Origin of the sequence: Methylophilus sp. Leaf414 (assembly GCF_001425425.1) — a bacterium.
Classification (GTDB): Bacteria; Pseudomonadota; Gammaproteobacteria; order Burkholderiales; family Methylophilaceae; genus Methylophilus.
In genome coordinates this window covers 253,385-276,310 of sequence record NZ_LMQQ01000004.1, presented here as the reverse complement: position 1 = coordinate 276,310, position 22,926 = coordinate 253,385, and the positions used below count along the sequence as shown (strand labels likewise).

General features: G+C 48.6%; 20 protein-coding genes. 6 read left to right on the top strand and 14 right to left on the bottom strand.

Annotation, left to right across the window (positions count from 1 at the left end):
* Positions 1-11 precede the first annotated feature (11 nt).
* Positions 12-1,964 carry an alpha-amylase family protein gene (locus tag ASG24_RS10280; protein WP_055871020.1) on the top strand — a complete coding sequence of 651 codons (1,953 nt, stop codon included), beginning with the start codon at positions 12-14 and terminating at the stop codon, positions 1,962-1,964.
* A 16-nt stretch (positions 1,965-1,980) separates the two neighbouring features.
* A complete protein-coding gene (locus ASG24_RS10275; protein ID WP_055871017.1) occupies positions 1,981-2,817 on the top strand; it encodes a mechanosensitive ion channel family protein in 837 nt (278 codons plus the stop codon).
* Between the two features lie 23 nt (positions 2,818-2,840).
* Here the strand turns inward: ASG24_RS10275 and ASG24_RS10270 are convergent, their stop codons facing one another.
* From ASG24_RS10270 to rlmE, 5 genes are all read right to left on the bottom strand, one after another.
* Positions 2,841-3,326, bottom strand: a complete 486-nt coding sequence (locus ASG24_RS10270; RefSeq protein WP_055871015.1) for a hypothetical protein — start codon at positions 3,324-3,326, stop codon at positions 2,841-2,843.
* Positions 3,327-3,373: 47 nt separating this feature from the next.
* The gene (gene glmM / locus ASG24_RS10265) at positions 3,374-4,726 is read right to left on the bottom strand and encodes a phosphoglucosamine mutase (protein ID WP_055871012.1); all 1,353 of its coding nucleotides are present in this window, start codon (positions 4,724-4,726) and stop codon (positions 3,374-3,376) included.
* A gap of 52 nt (positions 4,727-4,778) precedes the next feature.
* A complete protein-coding gene (gene folP / locus ASG24_RS10260) occupies positions 4,779-5,603 on the bottom strand; it encodes a dihydropteroate synthase (RefSeq protein ID WP_055871009.1) in 825 nt (274 codons plus the stop codon).
* Between the two features lie 68 nt (positions 5,604-5,671).
* Entirely contained in the window at positions 5,672-7,591 is a 1,920-nt protein-coding gene (gene ftsH, locus ASG24_RS10255) for an ATP-dependent zinc metalloprotease FtsH (RefSeq protein ID WP_055871005.1), read from the bottom strand.
* A gap of 145 nt (positions 7,592-7,736) precedes the next feature.
* Positions 7,737-8,357, bottom strand: coding sequence for a 23S rRNA (uridine(2552)-2'-O)-methyltransferase RlmE (rlmE, locus tag ASG24_RS10250; RefSeq protein WP_055829569.1), 621 nt, complete (start codon positions 8,355-8,357; stop codon positions 7,737-7,739).
* Between the two features lie 54 nt (positions 8,358-8,411).
* Between rlmE and yhbY the strand changes: the two genes are divergently transcribed.
* Complete coding sequence (gene yhbY / locus ASG24_RS10245) at positions 8,412-8,720, top strand: ribosome assembly RNA-binding protein YhbY (RefSeq protein WP_055871002.1); 309 nt, start codon at positions 8,412-8,414, stop codon at positions 8,718-8,720.
* A gap of 48 nt (positions 8,721-8,768) precedes the next feature.
* Here the strand turns inward: yhbY and ASG24_RS10240 are convergent, their stop codons facing one another.
* The 6 genes from ASG24_RS10240 to bamE all read right to left on the bottom strand — a co-directional run bounded on the left by ASG24_RS10240 (position 8,769) and on the right by bamE (position 17,633).
* On the bottom strand, positions 8,769-9,224 hold the full coding sequence (locus ASG24_RS10240; protein ID WP_055870999.1) for a DUF4149 domain-containing protein: 456 nt from the start codon (positions 9,222-9,224) through the stop codon (positions 8,769-8,771).
* Positions 9,225-9,283: 59 nt separating this feature from the next.
* Positions 9,284-9,766, bottom strand: a complete 483-nt coding sequence (gene greA, locus ASG24_RS10235; protein ID WP_055829578.1) for a transcription elongation factor GreA — start codon at positions 9,764-9,766, stop codon at positions 9,284-9,286.
* A 114-nt stretch (positions 9,767-9,880) separates the two neighbouring features.
* Positions 9,881-13,096, bottom strand: coding sequence for a carbamoyl-phosphate synthase large subunit (gene carB / locus ASG24_RS10230; RefSeq protein WP_055870996.1), 3,216 nt, complete (start codon positions 13,094-13,096; stop codon positions 9,881-9,883).
* Complete coding sequence (gene carA, locus ASG24_RS10225; protein WP_055870993.1) at positions 13,096-14,253, bottom strand: glutamine-hydrolyzing carbamoyl-phosphate synthase small subunit; 1,158 nt, start codon at positions 14,251-14,253, stop codon at positions 13,096-13,098. Before carA ends, carB begins: the two co-directional genes overlap by 1 nt.
* A 227-nt stretch (positions 14,254-14,480) precedes the next feature.
* On the bottom strand, positions 14,481-15,284 hold the full coding sequence (gene dapB, locus ASG24_RS10220; RefSeq protein ID WP_055870990.1) for a 4-hydroxy-tetrahydrodipicolinate reductase: 804 nt from the start codon (positions 15,282-15,284) through the stop codon (positions 14,481-14,483).
* 39 nt (positions 15,285-15,323) lie between these two features.
* A complete protein-coding gene (gene bamE / locus ASG24_RS10215; protein ID WP_235562392.1) occupies positions 15,324-17,633 on the bottom strand; it encodes an outer membrane protein assembly factor BamE in 2,310 nt (769 codons plus the stop codon).
* 171 nt (positions 17,634-17,804) lie between these two features.
* On the opposite strand from bamE, the gene fur reads away from it, so the two are divergent.
* Both fur and ASG24_RS10205 read left to right on the top strand, forming a co-directional pair.
* The gene (fur, locus tag ASG24_RS10210) at positions 17,805-18,224 is read left to right on the top strand and encodes a ferric iron uptake transcriptional regulator (protein ID WP_055829593.1); all 420 of its coding nucleotides are present in this window, start codon (positions 17,805-17,807) and stop codon (positions 18,222-18,224) included.
* 12 nt (positions 18,225-18,236) lie between these two features.
* Positions 18,237-18,809 carry a DNA-deoxyinosine glycosylase gene (locus tag ASG24_RS10205; RefSeq protein WP_235562391.1) on the top strand — a complete coding sequence of 191 codons (573 nt, stop codon included), beginning with the start codon at positions 18,237-18,239 and terminating at the stop codon, positions 18,807-18,809.
* On the opposite strand, the gene ASG24_RS10200 is transcribed toward ASG24_RS10205, so the two are convergent.
* From ASG24_RS10200 to ASG24_RS10190, 3 genes are read right to left on the bottom strand one after another with little or no spacing between them, the layout of a single operon-like run.
* A complete protein-coding gene (locus tag ASG24_RS10200) occupies positions 18,806-19,186 on the bottom strand; it encodes a VOC family protein (RefSeq protein WP_200937004.1) in 381 nt (126 codons plus the stop codon). The genes ASG24_RS10205 and ASG24_RS10200 overlap by 4 nt on opposite strands.
* 59 nt (positions 19,187-19,245) lie before the next feature.
* Positions 19,246-20,907 carry a DNA repair protein RecN gene (gene recN / locus ASG24_RS10195; protein WP_055870981.1) on the bottom strand — a complete coding sequence of 554 codons (1,662 nt, stop codon included), beginning with the start codon at positions 20,905-20,907 and terminating at the stop codon, positions 19,246-19,248.
* Between the two features lie 19 nt (positions 20,908-20,926).
* Positions 20,927-21,796, bottom strand: a complete 870-nt coding sequence (locus ASG24_RS10190; RefSeq protein WP_082488073.1) for an NAD(+) kinase — start codon at positions 21,794-21,796, stop codon at positions 20,927-20,929.
* Between the two features lie 102 nt (positions 21,797-21,898).
* On the opposite strand from ASG24_RS10190, the gene hrcA reads away from it, so the two are divergent.
* Complete coding sequence (gene hrcA, locus ASG24_RS10185) at positions 21,899-22,915, top strand: heat-inducible transcriptional repressor HrcA (RefSeq protein WP_055870980.1); 1,017 nt, start codon at positions 21,899-21,901, stop codon at positions 22,913-22,915.
* Positions 22,916-22,926: the final 11 nt, after the last annotated feature.

The window sequence follows — 22,926 nt, the reverse complement described above, 5'->3', positions numbered from 1 at the left end:
GAGCACTCATCATGTACGAACAAATTTCGCATTCTTTATTGAATGACATCATGACGCAACATAAACAACCGGCTGCCAGCGATGGGCAACATTTTTATACTCGCCTCGGCGCTAACTTTTACGCCATCTATTCTTTATTTCAACATTTATATGGTCAGCGGGAGGATTTCAAAGCTCAGCTTGCAAACCTGGTCTCGGTACTTTCTGAGCAATATGCCAACCGTGCACCACATTTAAAAGCAAAAGATCTGGAACGTGAAAAAAATCACGACTGGTTCATGCAGCAAAAGCTGGTTGGTATGGCCTTGTATTGCGAAGGTTTTGCCGGTGACCTGGCGAATATGAAAGACAAGCTGGCCTATTTTCAGGAGTTAGGTGTAAACCTGGTCCATATCCTGCCCATTTGCGATTGCCCTGAACAGGCCAATGATGGTGGTTATGCAGTGCGTGATTTCCGCAAAGTAGATCCTCGCTACGGGACTATGGAGGACTTGGAGCAATTAATCACTGCCATGCAGCAATGCGATACCTTGCTGACCCTCGATGTCGTGGTGAACCATACTTCTGACGAACATGCGTGGGCCTTGAAAGCGAAGAGTGGCGATCAGCATTACCAGGATTATTACTATATGTATCCTGACCGCACGATACCGGATATGTTTGAAGCATCCATGCCGGAAGTGTTTCCCGAGCATGCGCCTGGTAGTTTTACCTATAACGAGGAAACCGGCAAATGGGTAATGACGGTATTCAATAATTACCAATGGGACCTGAACTACACCAATCCGGCAGTACTGATTGAAATGGTCGACATCATCCTGTTCTGGGCTAATAAAGGGGTCGATATCCTGCGGCTGGATGCGGTCGCTTTCCTGTGGAAAAAAATAGGCAGCACCAGCCAGAATGAACGTGAAGCGCACTTAATCCTGCAACTGCTCAAAGACTGTTGCCAGGTCACTGCACCGGGTGTGATCTTTATTGCAGAAGCGATTGTGGCCCCGCTTGAAATCATCAAATACTTTGGTGAGGATGCGGTCAATGCCAAGGAATGTGAAATCGCCTATAACGCTACCTTTATGGCCCTGTTATGGGATGCAGTTGCGACCAAAAATACGGTATTACTGACCAACGGTGTTAAAGATCTGCCGGAGAAACTGGACCGGGCGACCTGGTTGAATTATGTACGTTGCCATGACGATATCGGTCTTGGCTTTAGCGACCAAGCGATTATCGCTTCCGGTTTTGACCCGGTTTCACATCGTCGTTTTCTGGTCGATTACTACACCGGTCAATACCCTGATTCCAATGCGCGAGGCTTTGCGTTTGGTGTGAACCGTAAAACCGGTGATGCGCGTATTTCCGGCGCTCTGGCGTCCCTGGCCGGGCTTGAAACCGCGCTGGCGAATAACGACCAGCCGGCAGTCGATAATGCCATCCTCACTATTGTCCTGCTACACAACCTGATCATGTCATTCGGAGGGATTCCACTGATTTATTATGGCGACTCTGTAGGTACCCTGAACAATGACGGTTACCTGCAAGATTCTTCCAAAATGCATGATAACCGCTGGGTGCATCGCCCAACACTGGATTGGGACATGATGGCGCTCAGGAACGAACCGGGTACGGTGCAACAACGCCTGTTCAGCCAGATCAAGCAGATGATCGCTATCCGTAAAGAGATTTCTGCATTTGCCGACTTAAATAACCGCGACCTGATCGATATGATTAACCCGCATTTATTTGCCTTCCATCGTTACGTACAAACCGGCATGAATCCTAGCGTAGCGGTGATTGCCAACTTTGATGTGCATCCCCAACGCGCTGCGTTGCACTTGTTCAAACAAAAAGGGTTGCACAAAGCTGAAGGCAGATTGATAGATTTATGCAGTGGCCAGGCCGTGCAGATTGAAGATGACGCCATTGTCCTGCCTAAACTGACAGCTTACTGGCTGGCTGCTTAATACAGAAAGACACTCAATGACTGAATGGTTTACATATTTTGGAATCGCCAATCCGGCAGAAGCCCTGATACTGACCAAAACCCTGCTGCGTATCACACTCATTATTGCAATTGCCTATTTCCTCAATCGCGTTAGCAGACGGGCGTTAGATGCCTTGCGTGAAAGCCTGAGCAATAAAGCGGTGAATCATGTGGAAGAAGTGAAGCGTATCAATACAGTGACCATGGTGCTTCGCTACATTATCACCACAGTCATCATTGCCATCACTATTGTTGAAGTGCTGCATGAATTGGGTATTTCGATTGCCCCGGTATTAGCGGCAGCTGGTGTGGTTGGACTGGCGATTGGTTTCGGTGCGCAAAGCCTGGTCAAGGATTATTTCACCGGTTTCTTCCTGTTGCTGGAAAACCAGATTCGTAAAGATGATGTGATTGAGGTAGCGGGTAAATCCGGTCAGGTGGAAGCCATTACGCTGCGCTACATTAAAATGCGCGACGACGACGGTAATGTGCATTATGTGCCAAACGGGCAGATTCTGACAGTGACCAACCGTTCACGCGACTTTTCTTATGCAGTGGTTGAAGTAATCCTGGATTACGATGCAAACATTCCTGAGGCATTTCAGATCATGCAGGAAGTCGCCGATAATCTGTACCAGGATCCTGTATTTAAAAACAAGATTATTGCGCCGGCAGAGATCACCGATCTGGATAAGCTGACCGATTCAGCAGTCGTCATTCGTTGCCGCTTTGAGGTGTTGCCGCAGGAGAAAGTAGTCGTCAAGCGCGAATACTTCAAACGTATTAAAACTGCCTTTAACCAGCAACAGATCGAATTAAAACCTAATTCTTAGATGAAAATGCCCTGACGGACAACTTAAAGTCCGGTCAGGCGTTTTTTCTTCTGACGCTGACGGTAAGCCAGCAATAAGATAATGCCAGCCACATTTGGGAACCAGATATACCAGTTTGACCAGGGAATACCATCAATCTTGTAATCTGAAATCGGCCAGAACATGGGAGTGGGGAAATACTCCAGGCTATGGAACGGGAAATCCAGCGTGATATGAAACGGCCAGCCCAGCATCGCGAACGCAATATGCTTGCGCCAGATGGCCACCAGGCCAATCACAGTAAAAGCAATCACGAAACTATGGCCTATGGTATACGCCGGATATATCCAGGCAGGTAATGTTGCCAGCGCTGGCTTTCCCCATCGATAAGTCCCATCAATCACACGAGTGAGCATGAGGGCGCCAAATGAAATCAGGTCTGGCATGGCACCCATTAGTGCCGCAAATTTAGGGTATTTGCGAATACCAAACAGGCCGTAGCCCCATAGCGCGTGACTAAAAGTATCCATGCATGTTTTCCTCTGAAATCAAACTTTTTAAAATCAGACCTCTGAAATTAAGCAGCCAGCTGGCGGATAACCGAAGCGAGTGTTTCAGCTTGCGCTTGTACCAAGGCATGGTTTAAGCCCTCGACCATGACGCGAATTTTCGGCTCAGTGCCGGAAGCCCGTAGTAGGACTCGGCCTTCACCATTAAGTGCATTTTCTGCCTGCTTAACGGCTTGCTGCACCGCAGCTTGCTCCAGATCGAGCTTCTGCATGGTTGTCACATTGATTAATACTTGCGGGTACAGGGCAAGACAAGCGCCCAGCTCCAGTAGCGTTTTGCCACTTTCACGTAGGGAATGCAATACCTGTAAAGATGCAATGATGGCGTCCCCACTGCTGTGTTTATCCAGGGTCAGGATATGGCCGGAATTTTCCCCGCCCAGTTTCCAGTTTTTGCTTTGCAGTAGTTCGAGCACATAGCGGTCACCGACTTTAGCGCGTCCAAACGGGATCTGGTGTTTTTGCAGTGCATGTTCCAATGCCAGGTTGGTCATGAGTGTGCCCGCCACGCCACCTTTGAGTTTTCCTTTGGCATATAGCCCCATGGCAATGATATAGAGCAACTGGTCACCATCCAGCAAATTGCCGGCACCATCGACCATCATGACGCGGTCACCGTCGCCATCAAAAGCGATGCCAAGATCAGCCTGCTGTTCAACCACGGCTTTTTGCAAGGCTTGAGGATGAGTAGAGCCTACTTGCTCGTTAATATTGAGGCCATCCGGCTGGTTGCCTATGGCAATGACTTCAGCGCCCAGTTCATGAAACACATCAGGTGCCACATGGTAGGTAGCGCCGTGTGCGCAATCGAGTACAATTTTCAGGCCTCGCAAATCGAGGTGGCTAGGGAAAGTGCTTTTACAGAACTCAACATAGCGCCCGGCCGCATCATCGACACGTTTGGCTTTCCCCAGATTGGCTGATTCCATCACCTGCATCGGTTTGGCTATTTCAGCTTCAATCGCGTATTCAACATCATCTGCCAGTTTTGTGCCCTGGGCTGAGAAAAACTTGATCCCGTTGTCGTAATAGGGGTTGTGCGAAGCAGAGATCACAATACCGGCCTGAGCGCGTAAGGCCCTGGTTAGATACGCAACGGCCGGCGTGGGCATAGGCCCGGTCAACAGCACATCAACGCCTGCCGCAGATAATCCCGCTTCCAGCGCCGCTTCCAGCATATAACCGGAAATACGCGTGTCCTTGCCTATCAACACGGTGGGACGTTGCCCATTAGGCAGTTGCTCCTGGCTAGCCAATACGCGCCCTGCCGCATAACCAAGCTTCATAACGAATTCGGGATTGATGACCGATTCACCTACGCGTCCACGGATACCGTCGGTGCCGAAATACTGTTTACTCATACTTAATAATTTCCCTGTTTTACTCTCGGTTTATGCTAAGTTTGTTTTTGGTTTATTTTAGCGCTGTGACAACTTTTAAGGCCTCTACAGTGGCCTTGACATCATGCACGCGCAGCAGATGTGCGCCCTGCATCGCGCTGGCAACTGCCGCAGCGATGCTTGCATACAAACGAGCATCGACATCATTGCCGGTCACCTGCCCTAATACCGATTTGCGCGATAACCCAACTAAAAGCGGGCAATCCAGATCCAGCAAATCGGCCAGGGATTTAGCCAAGGTAATATTATGCGCGCGCGTTTTACCAAAACCAAATCCAGGGTCGAGCAAAATGCGATCCTGTGGAATGCCAGCTACCAGGCAGGCATCGCGTCGGAGGCGTAAAAACGCTTTGACTTCAGCAACCACATTTTCATAATGTGGATTTTCCTGCATGGTCTGGGGGGTGCCCTGCATATGCATCAGGCACACGCCAGCGTTGCTGCCTGCAACAATCTGCAATGCATCGGGTTCTAATAAAGCACGCACATCATTAACAATACTGGCACCGGCATCAATTGCAGCCTTCATAACGGCAGGTTTATAGGTATCGATTGAAATCGGCACCGGAATATTTTCTGAGACTAATGCCTCAATGACCGGAATCACACGCTGCAATTCTTCTTCAAATGGCACCGGCATGGCATTGGGGCGGGTAGATTCACCGCCTATGTCCAGCACGGCAGCGCCGTCTTCAATCAGCTTAAGGGCATGCGTTACAGCGGAATTTGTCTGCGAATATTGTCCACCATCCGAGAAAGAATCCGGTGTGACATTGATGATACCCATCACCTGGGGGGTGTTAAGATCTAATGTAAATGCGCCGCAACGAAAGTGCATATAAACAATTCTATAAAAAAATAAAGGCTGGCAAAGCCAGCCTTTACATTCTAACTTAAGCCCAGAGTCTATTGATGTTTTAAATCAGTTTCCTCAGTTTTTGCAGTAGGTTGTGGCGACGTATTTACCACAGCACCACCAGTTCCACTACCACCACTTGTCGTCACAGTTGGGCCATTTTTTGGCTTCGCTGGACGCACTGGCAACCCAGCCATGATGTCGTTTATCTGGTCTGCATCGATGGTTTCCATTTCCATTAATGCTTTGGTCATGGCTTCCACTTTATCGCGGTTGTCTTCAAGCAGTTTGCGGGCAAGTGCATATTGCTCATCCAGAATACGGCGGATTTCAGCATCCACTTTTTGCTGGGTAGCTTCAGACACGGTGCGGGAAGACATGCTGCCCATCCATGAATCCTGCTCGCTACCTGCATAGACCATAGTCCCCAAGCTATCAGACATACCGTATTTGGTCACCATATCACGCGCCAGTTTGGTTGCACGTTCAAAGTCGTTTGAAGCACCGGTTGACATCTGATGCATGAAAATTTCTTCAGCAATACGGCCACCGAACAGAATCGAAATATCATGCAACATTTTGTCTTTGTAGTTGCTGATACGATCATGCTCAGGCAGTTGCCAGGTTAAGCCCAAAGCCCAGCCACGCGGCATGATGGTGACTTTATGCACAGGATCAGCAGTAGGCAACAACTTGGCAACAACCGCATGACCAGACTCATGGTAAGCCGTGTTCAAACGCTCTTCTTCACGCATGACCATAGATTTACGCTCAGGACCCATGAAGATTTTATCTTTGGCATCTTCAAAGTCTTGCATGTCTACAGTGCGCTTGTTACGGCGAGCTGCAAATAATGCTGCTTCATTCACCAGGTTAGCCAGATCTGCACCACTGAAGCCAGGCGTACCACGGGCCAGGATATCAGCCTTAACATCCGGATCAATCGGCACTTTGCGCATATGTACGTTCAGAATCTGCTCACGGCCTTTAATGTCTGGCAAGCCAACCATTACCTGGCGGTCAAAACGACCCGGACGTAACAATGCTTTATCTAGTACATCCGCACGGTTAGTCGCAGCGATCACGATCACACCGGAGTTAGCTTCAAAACCATCCATCTCAACCAGCATCTGGTTCAGTGTCTGTTCACGTTCATCGTTACCACCGCCAGTACCGGCACCACGATGACGACCAACTGCATCAATTTCATCAATAAAGATGATACAAGGCGCATTTTTCTTGGCATTTTCAAACATGTCACGTACACGCGCAGCACCTACACCGACAAACATTTCAACAAAGTCAGACCCTGAAATGCTGAAAAATGGAACTTTCGCTTCACCGGCAATGGCACGTGCCAATAAGGTTTTACCAGTGCCTGGAGGGCCGACCATTAATACACCACGGGGAATACGGCCACCCAGTTTCTGGAACTTGCTAGGATCTTTAAGAAACTCAACCAGTTCCGAGACTTCTTCTTTGGCTTCGTCGCATCCAGCCACATCTGCAAAGGTAGTGCTGTTATTGGACTCGTCCAATTGACGCGCTTTGCTCTTACCAAAGGAGAATGGACCACCGCCCTTACCACCGCCCTGCATTTGGCGCATAAAGAAAATCCAGACGCCAATCAGCAAAATCATCGGGAACCAGGATACGAAAATGCTCATGAGCATAGATTCGCGTTCTTCTGGTTTAGCGTCAACAATGACGTTATTTTTTAATAAATCTGAGACCAACCATGGGTCGGAAGGCGTGAAGGTGTCATAATTTTTACCTTCATTGGTAGTCACATGCAAATTACGCCCATCAATCTGGACTTTTGCCACGCGGCCATCTCTCACCTCTTGCATAAATTGTGAGTAAACCACCTGACCGCTATTCTTGCTGGTGCCGTTGAATTGATTAAATACCGTCATCAATAACAAGGCGATAGCTACCCAAATCGCGATATTCTTCAATAGATTGTTCAAGATGGTTCCTTAACTAAAAACAGAAGGCCGGGAATATCCCTACAAGTGACTATGGAGGCAAAGCCAAAAAATTCAAGCCTTAATTGTATTGTATACACAATTTTTTGGTTTTGCGACGAAACTAAACACCGAAAACCATTGCATTTCAAGGTTTTCGATGTAATCCCAGCAAATAGACTTCACTACTGCGATCTCGTGAAGCTTTGGGTTTGCGGGTGACGACTTTTTCAAACTGGCTGCGCATCTGTTTGATTAATTCATCAAATCCGCTGCCGATGAACACTTTGACCAGAATATGTCCGCCCGGTTTCAACCAATCTTTACAAAATTCCAATGCCAGTTCAGTCAGGTAAGTGGCGCCTGCCTGATCGACATCTTTAAGGCCGCTCATATTCGGGGCCATATCTGCAATCACTAAATCGACCAACTTATTATTCAGACTTGCTTCCAGTTGTTTGAGTACGGTTTCCTCACGGAAATCACCGCAAATAAACTCCACGCCAGGAATAGGATGCATTTCCAGAATATCGAGTGCAATCACCCGCCCCTGCCCTTTCAGGCGTTGCACGGCGACCTGAGACCAGCTGCCCGGGGTTGAACCGAGGTCCACGATGGTCATACCCGGTTTTATTAATTTATCTTTGTCATCGATTTCCAGCAGTTTATAAGCTGCACGCGCCCTGTAGCCTTCTTTTTGTGCGCGTTTGACATATTCGTCATTCAGATGCTCTTGCATCCATGCCTTGCTGGTTTTAGAAGGTTTCATAGGGTGAGTATTGGCTTCGTGCTAAAATAGAGGTTGTCTTGAAGGAATGCTTTTATGCAATTAAATAGTAAACAAATCGCGCATTTACGTGGGCTGGCCCATACGCTTAATCCAGTGGTCATGATTGGCAACAACGGTCTGACTGAGTCTGTATTAAAAGAGATTGACCTCAACCTGAATGCGCATGAATTAATTAAGGTGCAGGTTTCAGGTGATGACCGCGCGTTACGTAAATCTATGCTGGATGAAATCGCCAGCAAGGTGAATGCAGTTGTGGTGCATCATATCGGTAAACAATTGGTGTTTTATCGTGCTAGCGACACCGTTAAAGCGTCAGCGAAAATTGTTATCCCAAAATTATAACAAGCTGATTGTCTGATTAAAAAACGCGCATTTATTGCGCGTTTTTTGTTATCTGGATTTAATGACCAGCCACAAACCGAGCACACACTCTGCCAGGTAAGCAACACTTGCAATGCCATGCCAGGTTTTAAAGCGACTGGCAAATACACTCTGCATGACATCTTTAGGCAAGGCGCGGGCTTTCAGTTGTGCTAACAATGGTTGAATACCGAACTCACCTACCAATACCAGCACCCACATAATCAGCACTATCCAGAACAGGCTTTGCTTGAAAGCTGAAAAGCCATCTGCTGCCAGACGTTGCACCAGCAACCACAAACCGCTGACAATACCGATATAACTGACAATGGTAAACAGCTTGCCTGCAACCAGCCCGGCCAGTTGCCGATCAACAATATTCTGGAACAGCACACTGGCAGTGATACCCGTCATCCACAACGCACCTACCCATAATGTGAGCAGCACCGGAGTTAACCATCCGGTAAATCCAGCTTTAGATGCCATTTGCGCTTCCCTTGTGTTGAAAGAAACTTACTAAGTTGGATGAGTATTTTAAATAAACACTATTTATAAAGTACTTCTATAATTTCGTACTCTTTAATCCCACCTGGAGATTGCACTTCCGCCACTTCGCCTTCGGATTTACCGATCAGGCCACGTGCAATCGGTGAACTCACTGAGATTTTGCCGTTTTTGATATCCGCTTCATCTTCACCCACAATTTGGTAGATTTTGCTGTCGCCTGAGTCCAGGTCTTCAAAACGTACGGTCGCCCCGAATACCACGCGGCCTTCTGCATTTAATGTCGCCGGGTCAATAATCTGCAGGTTGGAAAGTTTGGCTTCCAATTCGGAAATGCGACCCTCAATAAAGCTTTGGCGTTCTTTAGCCGCTTCGTATTCTGCATTTTCTGACAAATCACCCTGCGCACGCGCCTCAGCAATTGCTTGAATAATATTCGGGCGATCAACCGCGCGAAGACGTTGTAATTCTTCTTTTAATAATTCTGCACCAAGCACGGTCACAGGAAATTGATTTACTGCCATAACGAAAACCTTGAAAAAAATTAGTATAAAAAAAATAAACCACACCCGGTCGAGCGTGGCTTATTTCAATAACAGTCAGTGCAATATTTCTTAATGCAATGACCTCAGTGTAAGTTATGCCAGACGTTTGTGCAAGTCTTGCACCGAATACACATCCATGTCCTTGCTTTGTGCCATACCGATACAGGCAGCGCGGGCGCCAGCCAATGTGGTGTAGTAGGTAACCTTGTTTTGCAAGGCACTACGACGGATCTCATATGAATCGGTGATTGCTTTTTTGTCTTCGGTCACATTCACAATCAGGCTGATTTCATTGTTCTTGATCATGTCAACAATATGCGGACGACCTTCGGCTACCTTGTTCACCGGCGTCACATCCAGACCCTGCTCGGACAAAGCCCGCGCAGTCCCTTTGGTCGCCACGATGGTAAAGCCCAGGCTAACCAGATCTTTGGCGATATCAATAACCTTACGGTGATCTTCATTACGCACACTGATGAATGCACGGCCACCGGTAGGCATTTTCACTGAAGCACCTAATTGTGATTTGACGAATGCTTCGGCAAACGTGTTGCCTACACCCATCACTTCACCAGTCGATTTCATCTCAGGCCCGAGGATGGTATCTACACCTGGGAATTTGATGAATGGGAATACCGCCTCTTTCACTGAGTAGTAAGGCGGAATCACCTCTTTGGTCACCCCTTGTGACTTCAGTGATTGACCAGCCATACAGCGCGCTGCAATTTTTGCCAGTTGCAAACCACAAGCCTTGGAGACGAACGGTACGGTACGTGAAGCACGCGGGTTCACTTCCAGCACATACACCACTTCACCCTGCTCAGTGTTCTGCACGGCAAACTGCACGTTCATCAGGCCTTTCACGCCTAATGCTTTCGCCATCTGGACAGTTTGGCTACGCAATTCATCCTGCAATTCGTCGCTCAAACTGTAAGGTGGCAATGAACAGGCTGAGTCACCGGAGTGCACCCCTGCTTGCTCCACGTGCTGCATAATGCCGCCGATCAATACATCTTCGCCATCGCTTAGCGCATCCACATCTACTTCAATCGCGTCATTGAGGAAACGATCCAGCAATACCGGTGATTCGTTAGACACTTTCACCGCTTCGCGCATATAACGCTCAAGCTGACTTTGCTCATGCACGATTTCCATCGCGCGGCCGCCCAACACATACGATGGACGTACCACTAATGGGTAACCGATTTCCATCGCCAGGCGTATCGCTTCTTCAGGCGCACGCGCAGTACGGTTTGGTGGTTGTTTGAGGTTGAGCTTGTGCAACATTTGCTGGAAGCGCTCACGGTCTTCGGCACGGTCAATCGCATCTGGAGTAGTACCAATGATAGGCACACCGGCTTTTTCCAGGTCACGCGCCAATTTCAATGGCGTTTGGCCACCGTATTGCACGATCACGCCTACCGGCTTCTCAATATTAACGATTTCAAGCACGTCTTCCAGCGTCACCGGTTCAAAATACAGGCGGTCGGAAGTATCGTAATCAGTAGACACGGTTTCCGGGTTACAGTTAACCATAATGGTTTCGTAACCATCTTCACGCATCGCGAATGCCGCATGTACGCAGCAATAATCAAACTCAATACCCTGACCTATACGGTTCGGGCCACCGCCCAATACCATGATTTTTTTCTTGTCAGTCGGGTTGGACTCGCATTCTTCCTCATAGGTTGAATACATATAAGCGGTATTAGTCGCAAATTCAGCCGCACAAGTATCCACACGCTTGTAAACCGGACGCACACCCAAAGCCTGCCGGAAAGCGCGCACTGCGTGCTGGTCAGTATCCAGCAACTTGGCCAGACGACGGTCAGAGAAACCTTTGCGTTTCAACCTGAATACCGTTTCCCTGCTCAGATCGGCAATATGTTTGCCTATCAGCGACTGCTCCAGCTTGATAATTTCTTCAATTTGCACCAGGAACCAACGGTCTATTTTGGTGATATCAAAAATCTCGTTGGTAGTCATGCCTAAACGGAATGCATCAGCCACATACCAGATACGCTCAGGACCTGGCTCACCCATTTCCTTAACGATACGATCCTTGTCATCAGTCAAGCTGTCCAAACCATCGACGCCCACTTCCAGGCCACGCAATGCCTTCTGGAAAGATTCCTGGAAACTGCGGCCCATCGCCATCACTTCACCTACAGATTTCATCTGAGTGGTGAGGCGGCTATCGGCTTGCGGAAATTTCTCAAAGGCGAAACGCGGCACTTTGGTTACAACATAATCAATAGAAGGCTCAAACGATGCAGGCGTCTGGCCACCTGTAATTTCGTTACGTAACTCATCCAATGTAAAGCCGACTGCCAGCTTGGCAGCCACTTTTGCAATCGGGAAACCAGTGGCTTTGGAAGCCAATGCAGATGAACGTGAGACACGCGGGTTCATCTCAATCACAATCATGCGGCCATCATCTGGATTAATCGCAAACTGTACGTTGGAACCACCGGTATCAACACCGATTTCACGCAGTACCGCCAACGAGGCGTTACGCATGATCTGGTACTCTTTATCGCTCAATGTTTGCGCTGGCGCAACTGTAATGCTGTCACCGGTATGCACACCCATCGGGTCCAGGTTTTCAATCGAACAGATAATGATGCAGTTGTCCGCCTTGTCGCGTACCACTTCCATCTCATATTCTTTCCAACCCAATAACGACTCTTCAATCAGTAATTCGTTAGTGGGTGAGGCATCCAGGCCACGTTCGCAGATGGCAATAAATTCTTCACGATTGTAGGCAATACCGCCGCCACTACCGCCCATGGTGAAGGAAGGACGGATAATCGCTGGATAACCAATTGTCGCCTGCACTTGCAGTGCTTCTTCCAGGCTATGCGCAATCGCAGAGCGCGCCGAACCCAGACCAATTTTGGTCATGGCTTCTTTAAATTTTTGACGGTCTTCAGCTTTATCGATCGCTTCTTTTGAAGCACCGATCAATTCAACTTTGTATTTCTCCAGTACCCCGTACTTGTCCAGGTCTAATGCACAATTCAAAGCGGTTTGGCCGCCCATGGTAGGCAACAGCGCATCAGGACGCTCTTTTTCAATGATTTTCTCGACGATTTGCCAGGTAATCGGCTCGATGTAAGTCGCATCCGCCATTTCCGGATCGGTCATGATAGTTGCCGGATTCGAGTTCACCAGAATCACACGGTAACCTTCTTCACGCAGAGCCTTACAGGCCTGCGCACCAGAGTAGTCAAACTCACAGGCCTGGCCAATGACAATCGGACCGGCGCCGATGATCAGAATACTTTTAATATCAATTCTCTTTGCCATTAGCTGGACTTTCTTTCTAGCGTTGATTTGCTGTCTTGCATTAACTGTATGAAGCGGTCAAACAACACGCTCATTTCTTGCGGGCCAGGGCTGGCTTCAGGATGGCCCTGGAAGCTGAACGCTGGCTTGTCTGTGCGTGCTATACCTTGCAGGCTGCCGTCGAACAATGAGATATGCGTCACTTTAATATTGGCAGGCAAAGTAGATGGATCGGCCGCAAAGCCATGGTTTTGGCTGGTGATATATACACGCTTGGTTTCAACGTCTTGCACCGGATGGTTTGCACCATGGTGGCCAAATTTCATCTTCAATGTTTTGGCACCACTGGCTAAAGCCAGCAACTGGTGTCCCAAACAGATACCAAATGTGGGAATACCACTATCAACCAATGTTTTAATCGCTTTAACCGCATAATCACATGGTTCCGGATCGCCGGGACCATTGGTCAGGAAGATACCGTCAGGTTTGTAAGCCAGCGCTTCTTCAGCAGTCGCCTGAGCTGGCAGTACCGTGACTTTACAGCCACGAGAAACCAGCATGCGCAAGATATTGCGTTTAACGCCGTAGTCAAACGCCACCACATGAAACTTCTGCTCAGTAGTCTTGCTGAAGCCTTTACCCAAATGCCATTCAGGCTCGGTGAATTCGTAAGTTTCTTTACAGCTCACCACTTTGGCCAGGTCCATGCCTGCTAAACCAGGGAACCCTGTGGCGAATGAGAGCGCTTGCGCTTCATCAACAGATTCGCCAGCCATAATACAGCCCGCCTGCGCACCTTTTTCACGCAATATGCGCGTCAGTTTGCGGGTGTCAATATCCGCAATCGCGACCACATTGTTAGTTTTCAAATAATCTGAAAGATTTTGTTCACTGCGGAAATTGCTTTCCAATAAGGGCAAGTCACGGATGATCAGACCTGCAGCATAGACTTTGCCTGACTCTACATCTTCACTATTGGTACCATAGTTACCAATGTGCGGATAAGTCAGTGTCACAATTTGTTCGGTATACGAAGGATCGGTAAGAATTTCCTGATAACCAGTGATAGAAGTGTTAAACACTACTTCACCGGTCGTATGACCTGAAGCGCCAATGCTAATGCCCTTAAAAACAGTTCCATCTGCCAAGACTAAAATCGCTGGAATTGTTTTTGACACCTTTAGCTCCTTAAGTTTGATACGAAACACATCCTTTAGAGGGTTCAGCCTGAGGGTTGAAGGTGATTCAAGCTCCGGTGAATAGATGTGCAAAACGGGAAAAGCTTTTTGGACTCTTCCCGTTTCAGAATTGCAGCATTATAGCCTATTAAGACCACTCACTCAAGAGCAGCTAGATACGTAAATTACTTAGTTTTGCTAAAACCTGCCTGACATCACCGCAAAATCTATTTAGCAAAACCGAGGACATCGCGCATATCAAACAAGCCGCTCGGCTTATCTGCCAGAAATTTGGCAGCACGCAATGCGCCTTGCGCAAAGGTAGCACGGCTGGAAGCTTTATGGGTTAACTCTACCCGCTCTCCCGTACCCGCCAGCACAACTGTGTGGTCGCCCACCACATCGCCACCACGCAGGGTAGCAAAGCCAATGGTGCCGGCTTCACGTTCGCCAGTCACACCTTCACGTGCGTAGACCGCACAATCATTCAATGCTTTATCGATTCCCTTGGCAGCTGCTTCACCTAAGCGCAACGCGGTTCCGGATGGCGCATCTACTTTGTGACGGTGATGCATTTCAACCACTTCAATATCGTAACCATCATTCAATACGCGTGCCGCCTGCTCAACCAGGTTAATCAGCAAGGTCACGCCCACACTCATATTCGGGGCAAACACAATACCTGTCTGCTGCGCCGCATGTTCAATCGCTGTTTTTTCAGTCTCGTTGAAACCGGTTGTGCCAATCACCAACTTAACCTTGGCTTGCTGGCACGCTTGCAAATATTGCAGACTGGCTTCAGGCCGGGTGAAATCAACCAGCACGTCCGCACCATGCAAGGCCGCAGAAATATCTGAAGTAATGTTTACACCGCTGACTTTACCAAATTGCTCACCAGCATCACGGCCTATCATTCCACTGCCAGCTCTATCCAATGCAGCATGCAATTGCAAACTACTATCGGAAAACACACCATCCAGCAGGGCATGTCCCATACGGCCTGACACGCCTGCAATCACTACTTTTAACATAACTCGCTCAATACATTCTTAAAATTACACGGGGTTTGTTTAAAACCCGATTTGTTCAGCCGCAGGCTCTGACTGCTCCGGGCTGTTTTCAGGGGTTGTCACCTGTTGCTTAGCTGCCGGCAACTCAGTGGCAGAAGTAGCAGTTTCACGTACGATTAACCATGTCTGTGTTGCAGGGTCCAGTTTAAACTCCAGTTTTTTAACCATCACATCACGGTAAGCCTTGGCTGAATACTTCTGGTTAAAGGTGGCCACTGCCCTATCGCCGTTACGCTCAACGTTCACCGCATCAACTTCCAGGCTAATGTTGCCTTGACTTGGGGCGAGACGTTTTTTACGCTGTGCTTCCCATGCACTCTTGCTAGGCAATCCTTCAGGTTTAAAATCTGGAGAATAGGCTGCCAGATAGGCTTTAATGTTTTTGGTGCGCCAGGCTTGTGCCCAGGTTTCAATCGCGGCTTCAACAGTTGGCTCGGTTGCAACAGGAATTTCCACTTTTGCAGCGGTAGCGGCAGGGACTGCCACCTCTGCCTTGTTAGGCAAGGCTACCACTTCAGGCACTGGAGAAGACCCTATTGCTGCAGTACGCTCACGTGTAATTAACCAGCGTTTTTGCGCTGGCTCATAACGCAATTCCAGCGTTTTCAACAGTTCGTCCTTGTAAGTTTTTGCAGCATATTTCTGCTCAAACTGTACAACGGCTTCACCGCCATCACGCTGTACCTGCAAGTTATTCAATACCAGGGTGATTTCGCCTTGTTTGGACGAAAGGCGTTGTCTGCGTTGCGCCTCCCAGACTTTCCTGCTTGCAATACCATCAGGCACAAACTCTGGCGCATAAGCTGCAAAATAGGCATTCACATCTTTGCTTCTCCAAGCTTGCGCCCAGGCCGCCACAGATTGATTGACACCAGCATCGCTAGTGGCTGATGCCTGTGCAGTTGGTTCTGCAACCGGTACGGCGGCCTGTTTAACAACAGGGGGCTTAGCTTCGGTTGCCGCTTCAGCTGCAGCAGCTATGGCTGCCGGTGGAATATTCTGCTTAGCAACAGGCTTAGGCGGTGGTGGCGGCAATTCTGGCTCAGGCTCTGGTTCCGGCAATTGCTCGGCGATAAACGTAGGGTTTGATTCATCAGTTACTTTGGGTGCAACGCCTTTTTCTGTCACTTGGTGCGCTTGCGCATCAATAGCCGGTGCGTTGGCTTCAGCCATATTGCCCTTTATCATCTCCCCTTCAGTCGGGATGACTTGCTCTACATATTCTCCTTCAGGGATATAAGGGATCACCTCGTCATCGTCGGGCGAGGTTGGCTGTGTTTTGACGATTGTTGGCTCATTCTTTTTAGTCGCAGGGGCTTGCGTGACTGCTGGCTTGGTCGCAGCAGGCTTGGTTTCAACTTTTTTAGTCTCTGTAGATTTTGAAGGAGCATCCTTGGCCACTGCAACTAACGCGGGGGTAGCAATTGCAGCCGATGTCACTGGCGCTTCTACACTTTTGCCAACTGCCGAAGGCGGAGAAGCTTTCACAGGCGGAGGCAATACTGGCTCAGGCTCAGCTAGTGCAGGTGCAGCCACTGCCTCTTGCTCAAAGACCGGCGGTGGCTCAACTACTTCAGAAGGTTTAGGTGCCACCCCTTTTTCGGTCACGGCATGTGCGCTAGCATCTGCCACCTGGTTAGCAGAAGCATCCAGGTTACCTTTCGCCATATCTTGCGGGGTAGGTGCTGCCGAATACTCACCTTCAGGAATGTATGGCACAACTTCATTGTCAGCAGCATTGGCAGGTTGAGGTTCTGGTACTTTGGCTACTTCAGGCGTTTTAGGTACTTCAGCAGCTTTTGCGGTCGCAGGCACTTCAGGTGTAGTAGTCAACTGGGACTTTGGTTGATCTGCATTGGATGGCTGTGGCTCATTTGCAGAATTTTTAGCAGACTCAGCAGTTGCTGCGCCAGCAACTGCTCCTGTAGCAGCGGCACCAGCCGCCTCATCGCTCTTCCAGAATTTGAGTTTATCTGACCAGCTTTGATCTTGCGCCTCGGCCACTTTTTGTTTAGGTGTTTCGGCAATCGTTTTGATTTCCGGGTTTTCTGCGGATGGAATGACATCTCCACGTACTGTTACTAAACTATCTTTATCAAAGTCGAGAATCACCCTGCGCTTTTCCACCACTGCACCTTGCTTGCGCAACTCGTAGAAATAATCCCAGCGGTTATCACGGAAACTATCTACAACTAGTGGTGTCCCCATGATGTAGCGCACTTGCGAGCGCGTCATCCCAGGGCGTAACTGCAATAGCATTTTCGATGTAACGACATTCCCCTGTTGCACTTCCATCTTGAAAGGCTTCATTGATGGAAGCTTTGCACCACACCCACTCCCAAGAGATGCTACAACCAACACAAAAAAGATAGAATTACGCATTGGATTCACTTTATAATCGGTATATTGAACACAAACATTAATATACCACGTAGTTTCGCAATCAAATATGCCGGACTACACAACAATGGACAAAACACTATGCATGACTCAAAAGATCTCAAAAATGCCGGCTTGAAAGCAACTCTGCCACGCTTGAAAATCCTGGAATTGTTTGAGCGTAGTCAACAGCGTCACTTGTCCGCTGAAGATATTTATAAGGTCATGATTGGTAACGGCGAAGATGTAGGTTTGGCAACCGTCTACCGGGTATTAACCCAATTTGAACAAGCCGGCTTGCTGGTGCGCCATCATTTTGAGAGTGGTAAAGCGGTATTCGAATTAAACGAAGGCAGCCACCATGATCATATTGTCTGTATCAAATGCGGCCGCGTCGAAGAGTTTTATGACGAAGAAATCGAAAAAAGACAGAAGGATGCTGCACAAAAATATGGCTTTACCATGCAGGATCACTCACTGACTATTTACGGTGTCTGCAAAGACCAGCCTTGTAACGAATAATTAGTTTAAGGGTTGGCATCACAATATGCTAACCCGTTTTTCAACCTAGCAGAATTTCTCTCCCAGACTTTGTCGGAATTCTCCGTCAGCCATCACTCAGTTGGTTTTCCACCTATCCTCGGTGAGGATCCGGATATTCTGATATTGGGTTCGTTGCCCGGCATCGCTTCCATCACACAACAACAATACTACGCGCATAGACAAAATGCATTCTGGCGTGTGCTGGAAGCGCTGTTTCAAATTCCTGCCAACGCAGATTATGCGACACGTTGCGAACAGGCAAAAGCAGCGAAACTGGCAATCTGGGATGTGTGCCACTCCGCTTATCGCCCCGGCAGTCTGGACAGCGCCATCACACAAAATACTGTGGTTGCAAATGATATAAATGGCTTGCTGAAAGAACATCCATCCTTAAAACTGGTGGCCTTCAATGGTAATGCAGCCGCCAGTCTATTCAAGAAACATATACAGCTGTCACGACCGGTCGCGACTGTCATTCTGCCATCCACGAGCCCGGCAAACGCCGGAACTCCTTATGCTACAAAGCTGGAAAAATGGTCACAAATACTGGCGTTTCGGGATTAAACAGTTGAGTTATTCCTGAAAGCGCGGCTAGAAATGCTGATTGAATTGTTATCCGGATCTTTGGTATTGGCAAACTGGTAGCCGTTAGCTTGGTGGATAGTGCCAAACGCCAGGCCTTGCGCTTGTGCAGCGAGCACAAATGCTGCGATATCCTCTACATCAAAAGATAGTTTTACGCCGGCCTGTCCAAGCTTGACCGATTTGGCAGCCTGGTGCACCAGAATATTGATACCGCCCTGACTGGCCTTTAACTCGACCAGACCTTCTGTGATTGCACCTGTCGTTTCAAACCCGAAATAGTGGCTGTAAAAAGCGACCGTTTTATGGATATTACGCGCGTAAATAATGATGGTAGTTAATACAGCCGGCATAGTCATGATTTTTTCAAAGGAAAACAACTAGCTTAAGTATTAAAAACTACAAGCAGCGCCTGGCATTAATGCGTCGCCAGCTTCAACATTTCCCGTGCATGATTACGGGTAGCTTCAGTAAGCTGCAAACCACCTATCATGCGGGCTATTTCCTCTACACGCTCATCGGCAGCCAAACCTCGAATTTGGCTCAGCGTAGCACCATTATGTTCTGACTTGCTCACTTGCAAATGTTGCTGCGCTTGCGCGGCAACTTGCGCCAGATGGGTAATCACCAGCACTTGCCGTTGCTGGCCTAATTGATTGAGTAGGCGCCCAACCACTTCAGCCACCCCGCCACCGATACCGACATCCACCTCGTCAAAAATCATGCACGGTACGCTACCTAACGAGGCAGTCGTTACTTGCAAAGCCAGACTAATACGCGACAATTCACCGCCCGAAGCTACTTTATTCAAAGGTCTTGGCTCGACACCGGCATGCCCGGCGACCAGGAACTCGACTTGCTCCATGCCATAAGCGGCTGCCTCGCATGGCATCAGTGAGATGGCGAATTTTCCGCCTTTGAGTGACAGCGTTTGCATTTCTTCTGTGATGGTTTGTGCCAGTTTTTTGGCAGCTTGCTGGCGTTGCGTTGAAAGTTGTCCTGCGGCTTGCTGATATCCTTGCCAGGCGCTTTGCACCTGCTTGGCTAACGCACCATCATCGGCAAACCCTTCGAGTTCTTGCATACGAATCAATTGCTGACCCAGTAATTCAGGCAACTCTTCCGGTTTCACGCGATACTTGCGGGCTGCGCCGTGAATATCCTGGATGCGCGCTTCGATTTCCGCTAACTTTTCCGGATCAAGTTCACTTTTTTGCAAATGGCGGTTAAGCTCACGACTTGCTTCCTCCAGCTGAATCACGGAAGAATCCAGGATTTCCGCGATCGGCTGCAACCCGGCATCCATCGCTTGCAGCTCGCTAAGTTTGGCTTGCACTTGTGCAAGCAGCTCAAGTGCATTCACTTCGCCATCTTCACTCATCCATTGTAAACAACTTTCCATGCCACTGAGCAAACTGGCACCATTACTCAGGCGCACATGCTCCTGTTGCAGCGTTTGCCATTCTTCAACTGCGAATGCTAATTGTTTGAGTTCACGAGTGCTATCCCGCAGTTCGGCCAACTCATCGGCAAACTGGCTGGCGTTTTCTTCATAGGTCAATTGTTGCTGATGCAATTGTGACCAGGCTTTAAATAATTGACTCACCTCTTTTGCCAGCGGAGTCGCCTGCGCATACGCATCCAGAATCTCGCGCTGGGTAGCCACTTTCAATAAAGAGTGGTGGGCATTCTGGCTGTAGATATCAATCAAGGTTTCGCCAATATCCCGCAATTGCCCTACTGTGGCAGACACGCCATTGATAAAAGCACGGCTGCGGCCGTCAGCATAAATGACGCGTCGCAACACTAACGTATCGTCGAGCTCGATTTCCTGCGCCTGAAGCCAGTCTTGGGCTGCCTGATTGTGAGAGATATCAAAGGTAGTGGAGATTTCGGCTTTATCATGGCCTTTGCGGGTGACATCACCTTCATTGCGGGCGCCCAAACTGAGCGAAAGCGCATCAATCAGGATGGATTTACCGGCACCGGTTTCCCCGGTCAATGCGGTGTAGCCTGCCGAAAACTCAAGTTCCAGCGACTCAACAATCACAAAATCACGAATAGAAAGGGCTTGTAACATATATTTTAGAAGACCGGTTTTATCCCCAATTTAGTTTGTTACGCAACATGTCGAAGTAACAGTAAGTTTTAGGGTGTACTAATTGGATTTCTTGCTCGGCACGCGCGATACGGATGTGGTCGCCTTCAAGTAATGCATGCTGACCTTGACCATCGAAACTGATCTGTGCATCACCGGTATTCACCATAACCACCTCAATTACACTATCCGCCGGGACAGTAATCGGCCGGTTACTGAGCGTGTGCGGACTAATCGGCACAATTGAAATCGCATGCAGGTCCGGGTGCATGATAGGCCCGCCTGCGGATAGCCCATAAGCAGTGGTGCCCGTAGGTGTCGCCAGAATCAGGCCATCAGCCCGTTGGCGCGAGACAAACTTTCCATCTACATGCACTTCCAGCTCGATCAGGCGAAATGCACTTTTAATCACGACATCATTTAACGCAACGGTCTGTTGCAATTGGGTATTTGCACGCGACACCTCAGATTGCAGCAGCATGCGCGACTCAAGCTGGTACTCCCCCTGCAGAATTTTATCAATTTCGCCCAGCATATTGTCAGTTTGCAAATCAGTGAGGAAACCCAGGCGGCCACGGTTGATACCAATCAAAGGTACATTGGTTTTGCGTAGTGAGCGCGCCACACTCAACATCGTGCCGTCACCGCCCATTACCACTACCAAATCCGCTTTGTTGCCGATATTTTCCAGGCTCGCCAGCTGAAAACCTTCATATTTTACATAACGGGCGGTTTGTTCTTCTACACAGACATGCAGTTCCTGAGACAAGAGATGCTGAACCAAACGCGTCAAGTCATCACACATGTGTTGCAGTGCTGACTCATCCATGTATTTGCCGACAATGGCAACCGAGCGAAAGTAAGGAAGCATGCGCGCATTAAAGCACAGAAGCCCTGAACTGAAAAGCACAGGGGGCTGTTATCCTGAGCATAAATCGGGCAAAATCCCCCTATGTTATTAAGGCTGTAAAAATTGGATAAACGCGCGCAAATTTTACTTAAAACCCTGGTCGAGCATTATATTAGTGCCGGTCAACCGATAGGTTCACGCACTTTGTTGCAACATTCCGGACTGGATGTCAGCCCTGCTACTATCCGCAATGTCATGAGTGACCTGGAACAACTGGGTTTTATAGCCAGTCCGCATACTTCTTCAGGCAGAGTCCCGACCAAAAAGGGTTACCGGCTGTTTGTTGACTCATTAATGACTGTACAACCGCTGGATCACCAGTCTGTCGCGCAACTCAAAACCGGACTTTCCTCCCCCAATCAGCAGGAACTGATCAGTAGTGCGGCAGATATGCTGTCGCAACTGACGCAATTTGCCGGGCTGGTCATGACGCCCAAGCGCGTTCGCAATGTGCTCAAGCATATGGAATTCCTGCATCTGAGTGAAAAGAAAATCCTGGTGATATTAGTCACTGAGGATGGTCAGGTACAAAACCGTATTTTGATGGCCGAGAAGGCATTTAGCGCCAGCGAACTGATTGCGGCCAGCAATTATGTCAATAGTCATTGCCAGGGATTAACACTGGATGAATTGCAGAATAAGTTAAAGCAAGAACTACAACAGATGCAGGCCGATATTAACCGGCTCATGTCTGCCGCGCTGGATGCTGCTGGTCAACCTGAACAATCCGCCAAAGAAACTGTAGTCATTTCAGGCGAGCGCAACTTATTGCAGGTAGATGAGCTTTCTACCAATGTCACCAGCCTGCGTAAACTTTTTGAAATTTTTGAGCGCCGCACGGCACTCATGCAATTGCTGGACCACAGTCAACGTGCCGACGGTATCCAGATTTTTATCGGAGGCGAAAGCGGTTATCTGCCTCTGGATGAATGTAGCCTGATCACTGCCCCCTATGAGGCGGATGGACAGGTAGTAGGAACACTTGGTGTGATCGGCCCTACACGGATGGCTTACGAACGCATTATTCCGATTGTCGATATCACTGCTAAACTTCTTTCAAACGCGCTATCCAATCAATAGTTTTTTATAAC